The sequence below is a fragment of the Dokdonella sp. genome (genome assembly GCF_017744955.1).
Taxonomy (GTDB): Bacteria; Pseudomonadota; Gammaproteobacteria; order Xanthomonadales; family Rhodanobacteraceae; genus Dokdonella_A.
This window is the reverse complement of sequence record NZ_JAGIAG010000004.1, coordinates 1-16,013: the sequence shown is the minus strand read 5'-3', so window position 1 is coordinate 16,013 and position 16,013 is coordinate 1. Positions and strand designations below refer to the sequence as shown.

Here is a 16,013-nt window from a genome sequence, read left to right as displayed (position 1 = left end):
AAGCGAGGCGCGAGCGGCGGGATCAATCCGCCTGGCAGCCGGCGACCCTGAGATCGTCGATCGCCCAACCCGGGTTCGCTCGCGCGCCGGAGTTGTCGTTGGCCATGCGGAAGCGGAACTTCACCGTCTGGCCGGCGTGACTCTGGATGTCGACGATCGAGTTCAGATACGACTGCGGATCGCCGCACCAGGCCTGTTCGCCGGCGAGCGGATTGTCGTACCCGTCGTCTACGGCGCCGTCGTAGGGATCGGTCAGCAGCGATGTGGACGGCAGCGGGGTCCAGCTGGCGCCGTCGTCGCTCGACACTTCGAGGATCGCAGCGTCGAAGCAGCCGCCGCCGAAGCTCGCCTCCAGGGATTGCCGGTTCCAGAATGACAGCGTGAGGCCGGTCAGCGCGCCCGGCAGGGCCACGCTCGGCGAGACCAGCCGCTGGTCGGACACTGAATCGGTGTTGTTCGCCTGCCACGCATGCGTGCCGCCGTGCGCGTTCGCGCCGAGCGTCCACGAATCCTGCGTGCCGCTGTGCGACCAGCCGTTGGTGTCGCCTTCGAGGTCGTCGCTCCAGAGCACCTGCTGCGTGCTGCCGATCGAGCAGTCGCCGGGCAGGGCCTGGGTCGTGAAGACGAAGCTCTGCGACAGCGGCGGCAACGGCGTCTCGTCGAAGCCGTCGCCGAAGATGCGGTCGCCGCCGGCGCCGCCGCTGTCGCCGCAGGCGTTGAGCGCCGTCACGCGCCAGTAGTAGCGCGTGTTCGAGTTCAGCGCCGGGGCGACGGTCCAGCTCGTATCGGCGACGGTCGCCGAGGCCACGAGGGTCGAGAACGCCGCATCGCTCGCGACCTCGACGCGATAGCTGCCCGCCTGCGCCGCGGCCTGCCAGCTGAGCACCGGCGTCTGGCTCTGGTTCGGCGCGCCGTCGGCGGGGGCTTGCAGGGCCGGTTCGGACGGCGCCGTGGTCGCATAGGTCAGGTCGATGGCGAGCGACTTGGTGCTCGTGCCCGAGGTGCCGGTCAGGGTCAGCGTGTAGTCGCCGGCCGCCACCGCATCGGAACCGGTCACCGAGACGGTCGCGTTGCCGGGCGGCGTCACGTTGGTCGGTGTCACGGCGGCGCTCGCGCCGGCCGGCGCGCCGCTGAGCGCGAGCGCGACCGGGGTGTCGTAGCCCTGGATCGAACCGATCGCGATCGGCGCGCTGAAATCGGTGCCGGAGCAGACCTCCGCGCTCAGCGCGGGCGTGCTCACCGTGAACGTCGGCTGCCGCACGCAGTTGCTGCAGACCAGGGCGAAATCCTGGTCGGTGGCATCGCCGCTGCCCGGCACGCCGTCGCCGGCGATGTTCGCGGCCGTCACCGTGATGGTGAGGTCGGTCGCGCCGGCCGGAAGGAACACCGCCTCGTAGTTGTTCCTGGTGTCCGCGCTGCCGCCGGTCGTGCTGAAATTGCTCGCGAAGTGGTTGCCCAGATAGGTTGCGCCCGCGGTGTCGACTGCGAGATCGAGATCGTTGACCTGCGGGCTGGTGCCGAGCGCGCCGAACGCGTCGGTGTAGGCAAGCACGACGCGCACCGGCTTGGTCGGATCGGCGACGCTCCAGGTGTAGCTGCGCGTGTCGCCGGTGTCGTCGAAGGTTTCGCTCTGGTCGAGCACGATCTTCGGCGTCGCGTCGAACATCGTGTCGATGTTCGGCATGCCGTAGCCCTGGTTGTTGCTCGGCAGGTCGTCGTTGCCGTCGACGCCGGTCAGGTAGCTCGGGTGCGCGATCAGCCAGGCTTTCATCGCGGCCGGGCTCGGCGCGCGTGCGCCGCCGATCACGTCGACCGTTCCGGCCGCTGCGCCGACGCCGCCGTGCTCGATCCAGTAGTACGAGAGCGAGGCCAGGCCGGCGACCGCGGGCGCCGAATGGCTGGTGCCGGTCGAGGCGGCGAAGATGGTCTGCCCGGTCGGGTAGTACTTCGAACAGACGCCCGAGCCGGTGTAGCCCGAATAGATGCTCGCGCCGGAGGTGATGTGCGAACCGGGCGCGATGACCTCGGGTTTGACGCGCTGGCCGGGAGACGGGCCGCGGCTGGAGAAATCGGCGACCGAGGTCGGATCGTCCGCGGCCGTCGCCACGGCGACGCCGCTCAGTTCGCAGTGGTCGGGGACGCCGCTGTACGGGCGCAGGTTCTCCGATGCGCCGACCACGATCGTGTTCTTCGCCGCGCCCGGCGAGCCGACGCTGGCCGCGTCGGGTCCGCTGTTGCCGGCCGAGAACACGTAGATCATTTCCTGGTTGCCGGCGCTGCCCGGGTCGGCGTCGCGGACGCCGGCGTCGTAGGCCTGCTGCCCGGCGTCGTAGGTGCTCGGCGGAAAGGTCGAGCCCCAGGAGTTGTTGCTGATGCGCGCGCCGTTCTGCCAGTTCGCCAGGATCACGCCGGCGTCGTTGCCGCCGCAGTTGGCGCGGCTGATCGAGGGGCCGCTGCCGGTGAAGAGCGCCGTCGAACCGACGCGGCCGAACGGATTCACGCCGAGGCCGAGCTGATGGCCGTCCGCGTCCTGGTACGGCGTGCCCGCGGTCTGGTCGTAGCCGGCGACGATGCCGGCGTTCAGGGAGCCGTGGCCGTCGATCGCGCCGACCGAGGTGTCCGCCGTCGTGGAGCAGTTGCGGAAGTACGCCACGCGCGACGGATTGGCGACGTCGCCGCCGACGTGCAGGCGCGGGTCGGCGGTGTTCACCGCGGTCACGCCGGTGCCGCCTTCGTCGATCGTGCTGTCGGTGAGGTCGACGATCGGATAGTCGGCCGGATCCTGGCTGAAGCCGCGGTCGAGCAGGAACTGCAGGTAGTCGATCGAGCCCGTGCCCGGCGCGAAATCGCCGGTCATGATGAGGTCCTGCTTCTCGTCGAGCAGGCGCACCGGCAGCACCGCGCCGACGAAGGTCACGTCGGGGCGCTCGGCGATCGCCGGGATGTCCGACACGCGCACGCGCAGTTCCAGGTTCTCGAAGCGATCGGCGATGCCGGCCCAGGCATAGGTCGCCTTGCCCGGGCCGAGCGGACCGAGCTGGCCGGTCGGGACCAGGCCGAGCGTCTCGACGAAGCGGCGCGTCGCGGCGACGCCGTCGTGCCGGTACACCTGCACGACGACGTCGACTTCGTCGCCGCCGCTGCCGGCCTGCGCGAGCTGCGCGCCGAGTTTCGGATCGACCTTGAGGAAGCCGTAGAACGGCGAGGCGAACTGCAGCCAGTTCGCGTCGGTGCGCAACTGTTCGAGTCGCGGCTGCGCGTCGATGTCGACCCACACGAGATAACCGTTGTTGGCGACGTACTGCACCGGCTGGATGCCGCGCGCCTTCAACGCGTCGAGCCACTGCTGCTTGATCGGACCGACGAACTGCACGACGTCGAGCCGCGGGCCCTGCGCGCTGCGCAGCGCGAACGGCGCCGGCGCCTGCAAGGTGCCGCGCTGGGTGTCGAACGGATAGGCGCTGAACAGCAGGCTGTCCGCCTCGGCGTCGGCACGGACGCGCGGCGATGCCGCCTGCATGCTCGACAAGGTCGCCGCGTCGACGCGGTACAGGCCGAAACGGCCGTAGCTCTCGACGGCTTGCGCGCCGGCCGGCGCGAGCGACTTCGGTGCGAACACCTTGTGGGTCTGCGGCGGCGCCGCCGCTGCGTGGTGCGCGGGCGCGAGCGCGCCGGCGGTTCCTGCGAGCGCGGCCGCAATGGCCGTTGCGATGGTCTTGTGCATGACAGCGAATACCTCCCGGTTCCGATCTGCGGACGAACGCCTCCCCTGCGCAGGCGACCGGAATGGTAGTCGTGCGACGACGCGGTTGATGCCGTGTCGATGCGACAACTGTACGAATCGCCGCAATTGTCCAGCGCGGTGAAGGGATTCCGAAAAAAAGACGTCATCCGTGGACGCGGGGACGAGGCGGCTTGCGGGGATTCACGCAGCGAACGTCGTTTCGGGAGTGTCGGATCGAGGGCGTGCCGATCCGGGCGTCGCGGGTTCTTACGGACGCGAAAAAACTCCGCACGGGCCTGTGGGGTACGTGCGGAGGTGGCGACGGATCGCGCAGGTGGACGGTGCGCTCAGTCGATGCTGAAGGACTGCAGGGAAACCGGGTTGGTCACGCGCAGGACGCCGGACATCTGCTGGCCGTGGACTTCGCACAGGTACGGAATGTCCGCGTGGCCGGCCGAGGCGGGGATCGTGATCACGGCGGTCCAGCTCGCGTTGCTGCCGGCGTTGTCGCTGGTGCAGTCCACGGCGCAGCGGAACGTGAAGCCGGCGCCCGGATCCTGATTGGTCGAGGCGACGTTGTGAAAGCCGCCTGCGTTGCTGAAGGTGACGGTGTCGCCGACCTGCACGTCGAGGCTCGACGGCGTGAAGACGTTGCCGGCGCTGCCGCCGACGGTGACGTTGTGGTTCGCCGCCCACACGCAGGCGGGGGCGAGCAGGGATGCGGCGAGCAGGGCGATTCGAGTTTTCATGCGTACTCCTTCGTTTCGGGATGAAGCGTGTTTCCGGGTGAGGCGTGCGTCTGGATGCAGGGGGTGTCGGATGAAGCGCGCCCGCGGTCGCGCGAGCGGTACGAGCGGCCCGTGCGGGGAGACGGGGTGCGACGGCGTGTGCGAGCGGCGGTGTCCTCCTTGCGGCGCCTCAGGGCGAGTGGGAAGCGAGCCAGGCGGCGAGCGCGGCGATCGCCTCGTCGTCGAGGCTGCGCGCGACGCCGCGCATGACGAATTCGTTGCTGCTGACGGCGTCCTTGCCGTCGCGGTAGGCCTTGAGCCGCGCGGCGAGGTAGTCCGCGTTCTGTCCGCGCAGCGCCGGCCAGGTCGCGAAACGCGAATCGGCAGGCCCTCTCGCGTCGGCCCCGTGGCAGCCCTGGCAGGGTGGCGTGCCGCGCGCCGGATCGCCGTCGCGGAACAGCGACTCGCCGCGCGCGGACGGCATCGCGGGCAGCGGCGATTTCGTCGCGGTCTGTGCGGCGAAGTAGGCGGCGAGATCGTGCAGGTCGGCATCGCTGAGGTTCGCGGTCTGCGCCGTCATCACCGATTCCGGCCTCGCGCCGCGCTTGAAGTTCGCCAGCCGCCAGTAGAGATAGTCCGCGCGCTGCCCGGCCAGGCGCGGGAAGGCCGGCACGACCGCGTTGCCGTTCGGCCCGTGGCAGGCGACGCAGACGGTCGCCTTCGCCGCGCCGGTGGCGGCGTCGCCGCGGATCGGCGCCGCGCCGCGCAGGTCGATCCATTCGATCGCCGCCGACATGCGCGGCGCGGCGAGCGCGGCGACGAGCAGGAAGCACAGACGTGTCGGGACGTTCATCGCGTCGACCTCACAGCTGCACGTCGAGCAGGATGCCGACGAGATGCGCGCTGTAGTCCTGCGGCCCGCCGTCGGTGTACACGCGATGGTCGATCACGCGGCCGGTGCCGAAGCCTGCGTAGTGCCAGTCGTCGACGCGGCCGCGTTCGTAGACGCCGAACGCGCGCAGCGACACGCGCTCGACGATCGGAATCACCAGCGCCAGGGCGAGCGTGTCGACGCGATAGCGCATCGGCGCGAACGCGCCGCTGCCGGCGGCGTCGTTCGGCACCGTGTCGGACCAGGCCAATGCCAGCGACGAGGCGTAGGAATAGGCGGTGACGCCGCGCGCGTACAGGTTGTTCCAGTCGACGTCCAGGCGCACGCGACCGAAGTCGTGGCGCAGGTTCGCGCCGGCGCTGTGGTTGCGCTGCGTATCGGTCACCCACCAGCGCCCGGCGAGCGGATAGGTCAGCCCGCCCAGGCGCGGATCGACGCCGCTGGCGTTGAGTTCGTTGACGTTCGCCTCGCGCAGGCGCGAGCGGTCGTAGCCGTAGTAGACGCTGGTCTGCGTGCGCGGCGTCGGCTGCCACTCCCATTGCAGCGTGGCGCCGAAGGTCGAGTAGCCCTGGCGGCCGATGCGCGCGTCGTAGTCGTTCCAGTCGCCGCGCAGCGACGCGGTGAGCGTCATGTCCTCGCGCGGCGTCAGCGTCGCCATCACGTTCGCCTTGCGCTGGTCGCGGCTGGACAGGTCGTACTTGCGCATCGCCTCGACGGTGTGCGCCGGCACGCCGCCGGGCGGCGCGATGAAGCCGGGCAGGCTGCTCGACCAGGTGAATTCGTACGGGTCGTAGTCGTAGCGGTCGCCGGTCTGCTTCAGGAAGGTCAGGCTCGCGCGCAGGGTCAGCCAGTCCAGGCTGCGGTTGATCCAGTTCAGCTTGAGGCTGCTGCTGTCGACCTGGCGGCGCTCGCGGTTGGTCGGTTCGTACCGGTTGAACGCGAAGGTCGCGCCGAGCGTGTCGCGCTCGCCGAGTTTCCAGTCCGCGCCGAGGTTGGCGTCGATCGTCTGCAAGTCGAGCGGCAGGCTGCGGATGCGCGTCAGGTTGCGCGCGTCGGCGCCGGGCGCCCAGATGCCGCTTTCTCCGGGCACCACGCTGCCCTGGCTGCCGTTCTCGCTGACGTAGCCGTATTGGCCGGTGAGCGGATTGCGCATCAGGTAGCCGTTGCGATAGTCGTCGCGATTGAAGCGCAGGCCGCCGCGCACGCTGAGGTCGGCGGTCGGCTGCAGAGCGATGCGCGCATCGAGCAGGGTCGTGTCGATCTGCATGTCGGCGCTCTTGCGCGACAGCGCCGCGGGCGTGTTCCACTGCGCGCAGTCGTACAGGAACGGATTGTGCGGACCGAGCTGCAGGCTGCCGCCGAGGCCGATGCCGAACACGCCGCGGCAATCGACCGGCGCGATCAGCGTGTCGTCCTGGCGCATGCGGCCGACCGAGGCGGTCAGCGAGAACTCGCCGTTCAGCGGCAGCTTGCGCGTCAGCGCGGCCTTCAGGTTGTGGTAGTCGTTGTCCGGTTCGGTCGACATCTGGCCGGTCGTCAGCGGCGCCGATACCGCGTTGGGCACCACCGGCGTCAGCGCGTACGGCGTCTGGAACGTGTAGCGCCGGTTGGCGTCGCGATAGAACGAGCCGGAGTAGCCGAAGTCCAGCCGCCACGCCGCGCCGGCATAGCGCAGGCCGGCGTTGAGGTTCATCGTCGAATCGTCGATCGGCTTGACCGTCTCGAACACGCCGCCGTTGCCGGGGAACGGGAAGTTGAAGAAGAACGTGCCGCCGTACGGACGCGCGCCCTTGCGCTGCTCGTTGCTGAAATCCGCGTACGCGCTCCAGTCCGGCGTCAGGTACGCGCTGTAGCCGAGCACCTGCTTGGAACGCTTGACCTTCAAGGTCCGCTCGGCCGCCGCCGACGACACCGCGGCGACCTGTTCGGGCGTGCTGCCGCCCGGCGTCAGCCCGTCGGACAGGGTCAGCGTGTTGCTGCCGACGCCGTTCCAGATCGACTTCGCATTCGCGCTGAGCACGTTGGAGATGTCGCGCAGCGAGGCTTGCAGGCGATAGCTGCCGGCGCGGCCGAAGGCGAGCTGGTAGTACTGGTCGTCGTCGCTGACGCGCGTCGCGCGCAACTTGGCGTAGCTGCCGTCCTGCGCGCGTTCGGCGTCGACGGAGAGCAGGCCGAGCACGGGGCCGGTGTCCCAGAACGCGTAGCGATTCCACAGCGCGGCGTCGTCGTCGCCGCCGGTGCCGAGATAGCCGAGCTGCAGCACGCCGGAATAGGTCCAGTCGCCGCGCTCGTGCAGCGGCGCGGACGCGGGCGGGCACGGGTAGAGATTCCCCGTCGGCGTGCGCCGCTGGCCCGGCACCAGCCACCACGTGCCGCGTTCGTCGCAGCCCTCGACGGCGGCGCCGGCGGTGGGATCGAGCTTGGTCGCGCGCCAGGTGTCGACGCCGACGCCGCTGTCGGCGAGCGCGACGGACGACAGCAGCATCGCCGTCGTCCCCGCGAAAGCGGGACAGCGCAGGCGCGATGCCGAAGCGAACAGCCGTGCAGCGAACGGCTCGAAGAGCAGACTGCGGATGCAACTCGCCATCCCGTTGCGTGGCGGCAGACGCAACATGGATTCCCGCGTTCGCGGAAACGACGAAGGGAAGTGAGCCGGACTCGACATCGCGCGTTGCTCCCTTGCCTCACTCGTGGAACTTCGGCCCGGCCGGCGCATTCGAGCCGTGGATGTTGGCGTGGCAGGTGATGCAGCCGCGGCCCATGATGCGTTCGTCCGGATGCGCGCCGGTCGCCAGCGACTGCGGCGTGTGCAGGTCGTTCGGATGGCGCAGTTGCGTGTGGCACTGCAGGCACAGGAACGGAATCGGCGCGACCAGCAGCGCGTGCTGGTTGGAGCCGTGCGGCGTGTGGCAGTTGAGGCAGTTCTCGCGCACCGGCGCGTGCTCGAACAGGAACGGGCCGCGCTTCTCGGCGTGGCACTGGTAGCAGGTCTCGTTGACCGTGTTGGTCTTCAGCAGCGGACCGGTCAGGCTGCCGTGCGGGTTGTGGCAGTCCACGCAGCTCATCTGGCCTTCCGGCAGAGGCATGTGCGAACGGCGGTTGAATTCCAGGCGCACGTCCTTGTGGCACTGCGCGCAGGTGTCGTTGATCGACGGTCGCGCGAGCGAGCCTTCGACGGAGAACTTCGCCATCGGGTTGTGGCAGTCGCTGCACGACACGCCGTTGCGCTGATGGATCGAGCCAAGCCAGTGGTCGCGCGGGCCGCCTTCGTGGCAGGTCAGGCAGGTCTTGGTCTGCACCTCGATCGGCGTGCCGCCGTTCTTGGTGTAGGCGAGGATCGAGCCCTTGGTCAGCGGCGCCTGCGCGTGCTGCGAGCCGGGGCCGTGGCAGGTCTCGCAGACCGGAATCGACGCGTCGGCCTTGTTCGCCGCGTGCAGGCCCAGCGAATGCAGCGTGTGCGTGAAATGTTCGGCTTCGAGCTGATGGCAGGCGAAGCAGGTGGCTTCGCCGACCGGCTTGGCGTCCGGCGCGTTCGGATTGACGGCGACCTTCGCCTTGGCGAATCCCGGCGCGACGGGCAGCGCCTGCGCCACGGCATCGTCCGTCGCTGCGGCGCCCGCCGCGGGCGCCAGCCAAGCCACGGCGCACGACACCACGACGGCGAGAAATCCGGCTTGCAGCCCGCGACGGCATCGAGACGCGACGCGGACACTTCCCTGCAGCGGCATGAGCACGAGCCTTCGGCTGGGCGAACGACCCTAGGTACCGAAGCGATGCCGAAAGGTTGCGCGTCCGGCGAATCCGCGTGGAGGAGTTCCGTTGCGCGGCTCGCCGAAGCGTCGCGCGGGTTCCCGAAACGAGCGCGCCGGCCGCACGCTGCGGCCGGCGCGTCGGGTCATCGTCGCGTCACCGGCCGTCGAAGCCGTCGGCGAAGATCGCGTCGCCGCCCGCGCCGACGTTCAGCGTGACCGGTACGGCGAACGGGTGGGAGTTCCTTCCCGGCGTCAGGCACATCGAGCCGCGATAGCTGCCGTCCGCGCGGCTGCCGGCGTCGAACGTCGCCTGCAGCGGCACGGCGGTGTCGGCGGCGATGGTGCCCCCCTGCGAGGAGACGCCGAGCCAGTCCACCGGCGTCGCGTTCGCGCCGCACGGATCGCTGGCCATCGTCTCGACGCCGAGCACGAGGTGGATCCATCCGAAACCGGCCTCCGCGTAGGTGACGGGCTCCGGATAGCCGCACGTCGTCGACGCCCAGTAGGCCGGCGCGGTTTCTCCCGCGCCGTTGCCTCCCGGATAGAACAGCGAACCGGTGCCGGTGCCGTCCGGCACGCTGAGTTCGGCGACCAGCACGGTGTCGCCGCTCACCGACAGCGGCGGGTCGAAGCTGACGCTCATCGTGCGCGAACCGGAATCGGCGACGTCGACGACCTTCTGGCCGACCCGTTGCAGGTTGGCGAGGGTGAACTCGCCGACGAGCTTGTACACGCTCACCGTGAGCGGCTGCGAACCGCTCGTCGAGATGGCGCTGTCGACGGCGAAGTTGACCTTGGTCACCAGCACCTCGTCGCCCGGCAACTGGCGTTCGGATAAGTCGAACTTGCGCATCCAGCGGTTGTCGCCGGAGAAGGCGCCGCGACAGCCGAAGCTGACGTCCGCTTCGGGCTGCATGTCGAGGTTCTGCACCCACGGCACCAGCGTCTTCACGGCGGGATCGCCGCCGGCACGCAGGGTCCATGTCGCGCCGGCCGCGCCGGTGTTCATCACCACGAACGGCTGCTGCAGCGACTGCCCCGGTTCGACGCGGGCGCTCAGCGCCGGCGGATCGGTGACGACGCAGGCTTGCAGCGGACGCAGGTCGAAGTCGGCCGTCGCCTGCGCGCCGGCGACGACCGGGAACTGCGCGCTCGCCGCCAGGTGGTCGGCCGCGGTCGCGGTCAGCGTGAACGGTCCGAGCGCGGAATCGACCCAGTACTTGTAGCTGCCGTCGGCGGCGCTGGTCGTCGTGTGCGTGGTGCCGTTGCGGTCGACGATCGCGATGGTCGCGCCTTCGAGCGTGCGCGGATCGGCTTCGCAGTAGCCCAGACCACGCACGCTGCCGGCCAGCCAGCCCCACGAGGCCGGCGCCGTCACCGTCATGCGCACCGTGACGTCGCCGAGCTGCCAGTCGTACGGCGTGTCCTCGGCCATGCGGACGGCCACTTCGTAGACGCCGGGCTGCTCGACCGCGCGCGCGTCGAGGGTCGCGTTCAAGTTGCGCGACTCGCCGGCCGCCAGCGATCCGGCGTCGGGAGCGAGATCGAAGATCGGACTCGAATTGACCGTGTTGAACAAGTGCACCTGGTCGACGATGACCCAGCCCCACGGCGGCACGGCCGTGAAGTGGAAGCGCACGCGCACGTCGCTGGCGCCGACGAAGGCGCTGAGGTCGATCTCGATCAGCGCGCCGGGGCCCATGCCGTTGTTGTCGTGCGTTTCGCTGTGCACGGTGGTCCAGTTCGTGCCGCCGTCGACGGACACGTCGACGTCCAGGCGCGGAACGCTGTCGGCGCCTTCGAACAGCGCGAGGAAGAAGCCGACCGACGCGGTCCGGCTGTCGCTGAGATCGAGCGGCGGCGAGATCAGCGACGTGTCCGTGTCGGCGCCGCCCATGCACGGGAACAGCTGCACGGCCGCCGCGTCGCCGGCGCCGCCGGCGTAGTTGCCGAGCGATTCGAAGTCGATCGGCGCCCAGCCGCAGCCGCTGGGCGTGTCGACCGTCCATCCGGCCGGCGGGAACGTGCCGCTTTCGAAGTGTTCCTCGATCGGCGCCTGCTCGAAACCGAACTGGAGCGGCGCCGTGCCGGTGTTGCCGACGCTGACCTGCACGTTCCTGGTCGTGCCGAGTTCGACGCTGCCGGCGATCAGGTTCGGGTACACGCGCAGGCGTCCGGCCGGCAGGGCCAGGTCGACGAGCGTGTTCGCGCCGCTGGCGACGGTCGGCGTCGCGCCGGCGTCGCCGTAGCCGACCGGCTGGCTTCCGCGCGTGGCGACCAGGTTCGACGTGCCGGACGGCGCGTGCAGCACGAAGAAACCTTCGCCCATGCTCGCATCCGGACTGATCGCGGTCGCGACGCTCGCGCCGCCGTCGATGCGCACCTCGGCGCCGTTCAGGCCGGCACCGGTGTTCGCGTCGCGCACGTGGCCGAAGACCAGGCCGCCGCTCGGCGGCGCCGCGCAGCCGCCGACCACGGCGACGTCGTCGATCGCCCAACCGGTGCCGAACAGATCGTTGCCGGGCGTGGTGCCGTCGCTGGAGTGGAAACGGATGCGCGTGTTGGCCGAGACCACGCCGGCCAGGCTGACCGCTTCGCGCGTCCACGGATCGTTCCAGCTCGCGCTCTTGGGCACGCCGAGCGCGGTCCAGGTCGCGCCGCCGTCGGTGCTGGCCTGCACCTGCACGCTGGCGTAGCCGTCCTTGAAGTAGAAGCTGCGATAGGTCAGCACCGGCTCGGCCAGGCCGAGCAGGTTCAGCGACGGCGTGGTCAGGTAGTCGGCGCTGGCGTCGTTCTCCCAGCCTTCGCCGGCGCCGAGCTGGTCGTTCGACGCGGCGAAGCGGCCGTGCTCGGTGACCGGGAAGTAGCTGCTGGCCAGGTCCGCCTGCGTGCCGAACAGCCAGCCGAGGCCGTTGCTCGAACGCGTCCAGCCGCTGGGCGTGCCGTTGCCGTTGTTCTCGAAGCCTTCGCTGAGGCGCGAGGCGGTGTAGGCGTAGCCGGGCGCGCTGCAGGCGACCAGGTCGGCCGGCAGCGCGAAATCCTGCGCGGCGCCGCCGTTCGAGGCGACTTCGCGCGTCTGCGCGCGGTAGCCGGGAATGTCGGTGTCGACGTCGAAGCGGTATTGGCTGCCTTCCGCCAGGCGGATCGAGTAGCGGCCGGTCGCCGGATCGGTCCACACCGGCTGGCCCGGGTAGCCGCTGACGACGATCTTCGCGTGCAGCGGCCAGCCGGTGGTCGCGTCGGTGACACGGCCGTTGATCTTGTAGGTCGCGGCGGTCGCCAGTTGCACGTCGTGGACCACGGTGACGTCGTCCTGCACGACGATGCCGCTTTCGCTGGAGGGCAGGTAGCCGTAGGCGCTGATGCGGATCGTGTAGCCGCCGTTCGGATTCACCGGCAGACGGCGCACGTAGCTGCCGTCGTTCTCGGTCACGCTCTGGTAGATGCGCACGTTCGCGTCGGCGAAGATCTCGACCTTCGCGCCGGACACCGGACGGCCGCTCGCGTCGGTGACGGTGCCGCGCGCGATGCCCTGCGGGCCGCAGGCGTGCGCGGCGGCGTCGACCGCGGCCGGCGCGTCGATCTCGCCCCAGCCGGCAGCGTAGTTCGGCACGTTGCCGGGGCCGGGCGGCGGCGAGCCGCCGCTGGCGTAGTCGATCGGCCGCGCGGTCTGCATGATCATCGTGCCGAGCGTGGCGTAGTCGCCGCGCAGGCACTCGCCGGCTTCGAGCATCAGCGCGACCAGGCCGGTGATGTGCGGCGCCGACATCGAGGTGCCGGTCATCGCCTCGTAGGTACTGGCGCCGTCGATCGAGGACACGATGTCCACGCCCGGCGCGACCACCTGCGGCTTCAGCGTCGGCCAGCCGCGCGGGTCGGGATAGTTCGGCAGGCCCAGGCTGCTCTCGGCGCTCGGGCCCCACAGCGAATGCGGTGCGTAGAGGCCGTCGTGGTTGCCGCTGGAGCCGACCGCGAAGGCGGCGCCGAGCGAGGCGGGGCTGAGCACGGTCGACAGTCCCGCCGGCTCGGGGAAGCCGCACATCGCGGCGTTGCCGGCCGCGAACACCGGGAAGATGCCGGCGGCGATCCAGTTCTCGACGATGTCGCGAAAGAAGTCGTTGGCGGTGCCGTCGCAGGTGAAGCTGCCCCAGGAGTTGTTGACCACCTGCGGGCGACGATCGGGGTCCGGCGCGCTGCCGTCGGTGCGCGTCGGCGCCAGCATGAATTCGCCGCAGGCGGGCAGGGTGAATTCGGTGGGGGCGTCCTCGGCCAGGCCCTGGCAGGCGATCCATTTCGCGCCCGGCGCCATGCCGATGCGCTTGCGCTGCGCGGGATCGGCGGCGCCGTTGTCGCCGACGACGGTGCCGGCCACGTGCGCGCCGTGGCCGCCGTTCGAGCTCGGCGTATCGGTCTGGCCGATCGGCGTGTACCAGTTGTAGTCGTGGTCGACGCCGGCGGCGCCGAGATTGCCGCGGTACTGCCGCCACAAGGCCTCGTGCGTCGCGAACACGCCGTCGTCGAGAATGCCGACGGTGACGCCGTCGCCGGTGGTGCCGCTGGCCCAGACGCGGTCGGCGCCGACCTGGGCGATGTTCGGCGCGACGCCGTCGGCGTTGAGGCCGGCCGATTTGTGCGGCGTCTGCGGCTCGGGCTTGACCAGCGCCGTCTTCGGCGCCTCGCGGATGCGCGCCACTTCGGCGAAGGCGGCGCTGGCCTGCAGCGTCGCCAGGTCACCGTGCTCGACGACGATGGCGTTCTTGATCCAATAGGGGTGGTAGCGGGCGCCGCGGACGTCGAGCATTGCGCGCAGGCGGGCCTGGCTGCGCTCGGCGGTCTCGCGCAGCCGCTGGTGGACGTAGCGGCCGCGCTGCAGCCAGTCCATCCGGTACGCCGCCGACAGGTCGGCGCGTTCGCGCAGTTCGATGGTGAAGTTGCGCTTGCCGCCGGACAGCAGGTCGCGCTGCAGCTTCGCCGAGATCTCCACGCCGGCCGGCGTGACCGGCGCCGCGCCCGGGCCGGAGACGGACGGAAGCGGCGCCTTCGGCGTCCCCGCGACCGGCTTGCCGGCCGCCAGCACGCCGCTGCCGAAAACCAGCGCGGCACTGCACAGGACGGTCGCGGACAGATGGGTCCAGCGGCGGCGCGCCGGCCGTCGCTGCGATGGTGAGCATTCCCCAAGCATGAATGGTTCCTCGATTGCAGGAAGAGCGATCGCCCGGACGCACCCGCGCGGCGACGGGGGCCGAGGCTGCCCCGAACCTAGACGATGCGCCCGCGGCACCGCATTCGCGCGCCCTTTGCGCAGCCTTTGCTGCGCCTTACTTCAGTCGGAACAAAGGGATGCGGGGGGCCGCGTCAGCGTTTCACGGTCGCTTCGTCGTCCAGCATCGGCGGCAGCACGCGCTCGCCGGCGAGGCGTCGCGCCTGCGCGATCGCGTTGCGCGCCGCCGCCGGTTGTTCCAGCGCGCGGTACAGGCGCGCCTGCAGCAGGGCCGCCTCGTAGCTGCGCGGCGCCCAGCTGGCGACGCGCGCGGCGACCGCGCCGGCGCGCGCCAGGTCGCCGCTGCGGATCAGCCAGGCGGCATAGACGCTGCACACCTCGAGCAGGTCCTCCGGCACGCGCGCGGCCTCGGCCAGCGCCAGTGCGCTTTCGAACGCCGGGCCGGCCCTGGCCGAGTCGCCGGCCGCGGCGGCCTGTTCGGCGCTCGCCAGGTCGGCCATCAGGCGCGTGATCGGGCCGTTCTCCTGCGCCGCCCAGGCGGTCATCGCGGCGAGGCTCGCCGGCGCTTCCGGCGAGCGTTGTGCGATCTGCGCGCGCAGCTGGATCAGCCAGGCGCCGGCGCGCTCGCGCGGGGTTTCCGCTTCCCAGGTCTTCGCCAGCGCCGCGCCGGCGAGCCGCGCCGCGGCGGCGGCATCGCCGGCGGCGAGCGCCATGCGCGCGGCGACGATCCGCGCCGAGCCGAGCAACGCATCGTCGTTGGCCGCGGCCGATTCCTTCAGCACGCCTTGCAGCAGCTCGTTCGCCTCGGCGAGGCGGCCGTTGGCGTCGAGCGCGTCGACGCGCGCGATGGTCGCGTAGCGCGCGTACTGCGGATTGGGTTCGCGCGCGACCAGCTCGCGCAGGCGCGGTTCGCCGGCCAGCGCCGCGGCCGGATCGAGCAGGGCCAGATGCGCGTAGGAAGCGGTCACGCGCACGAACAGCTCGCTGCTGAGATCGTGGAAGCTGGCCAGTCGGCCGGCCACGTCGTCGAGCAGCGGCAGCGCTTCGGCGTAGCGCTCGCGGCGCGCTTCGAGGATGCCGAGGTTGGCGTCGACGCGCGCGATGCCGAAACGATCGCCGACGCTCTCGAACACGACGCGGCCCTGGGCGAAGTCGGCGACCGCCTGATCGAAGCGGAACTGCGCGCTGCGCGCGATGGCGCGGCCGACATAGGCGTTGCCGAGTTCGACCGACGGCGCCAGCGCGCCGAGCAGGGCGATCGACTGCTCGGCGAGGCGTTCGACGCGCGGATAGTCGTCGCGACGCAGGAAGAGATTGCCGAGCCCGGCCAGCACGCGCGCGTGCAGCAGCGGGTCTTCCTTGACCGAGGCCGAGGCGAGCAGCGCTTCGAACTCGGGCTGCGCGGCGTCGAGGCGGCCGCTCTGGAAATCCGCCGCCGCGCGGCGCAGGCGCACCTCGGGCAGGGCGCGCTGCTCGGCGTCGAGGCTGTCGAGCAGCGCACGCGCGGTGTCCGGCTGGTCGGCGAGCCGGGCCGCGTCGACCTGCTGCAGCAGGCCGGCCAGCGCGCGTTCGCGCGGCGGCAGCAGGTCGCCGTCGGCCGGCGGCGTCAGGCCGAGCGCGCGCGCCGCGCGCTCGGCGACACCGAAGGCGAACGCCGCGTAATCCGCACGGTGCCGCGCTTCGGCTTTTCCTGGGT

The 16,013-nt window shown here is 71.0% G+C and carries 7 protein-coding genes; all 7 read right to left on the bottom strand.

Features of this window, described 5'->3' with window-relative positions; genetic code table 11:
• Positions 1-22: 22 nt before the first annotated feature.
• Complete coding sequence (locus J7520_RS10640; protein WP_291187849.1) at positions 23-3,724, bottom strand: S8 family serine peptidase; 3,702 nt, start codon at positions 3,722-3,724, stop codon at positions 23-25.
• A 347-nt stretch (positions 3,725-4,071) separates the two neighbouring features.
• The gene (locus J7520_RS10635; RefSeq protein ID WP_291187846.1) at positions 4,072-4,473 is read right to left on the bottom strand and encodes a plastocyanin/azurin family copper-binding protein; all 402 of its coding nucleotides are present in this window, start codon (positions 4,471-4,473) and stop codon (positions 4,072-4,074) included.
• A 169-nt stretch (positions 4,474-4,642) separates the two neighbouring features.
• Complete coding sequence (locus tag J7520_RS10630) at positions 4,643-5,305, bottom strand: c-type cytochrome (protein ID WP_291187843.1); 663 nt, start codon at positions 5,303-5,305, stop codon at positions 4,643-4,645.
• Positions 5,306-5,315: 10 nt separating this feature from the next.
• Entirely contained in the window at positions 5,316-7,829 is a 2,514-nt protein-coding gene (locus J7520_RS10625; protein WP_291187840.1) for an MtrB/PioB family outer membrane beta-barrel protein, read from the bottom strand.
• Between the two features lie 199 nt (positions 7,830-8,028).
• A complete protein-coding gene (locus J7520_RS10620) occupies positions 8,029-8,937 on the bottom strand; it encodes a DmsE family decaheme c-type cytochrome (protein WP_291187837.1) in 909 nt (302 codons plus the stop codon).
• A 313-nt stretch (positions 8,938-9,250) separates the two neighbouring features.
• On the bottom strand, positions 9,251-14,278 hold the full coding sequence (locus J7520_RS10615; protein ID WP_291187833.1) for a S8 family serine peptidase: 5,028 nt from the start codon (positions 14,276-14,278) through the stop codon (positions 9,251-9,253).
• Positions 14,279-14,451: 173 nt separating this feature from the next.
• Positions 14,452-16,013: hypothetical protein (locus J7520_RS10610; RefSeq protein ID WP_291187830.1), on the bottom strand; the 1,562-nt coding region annotated here is incomplete at its 5' end.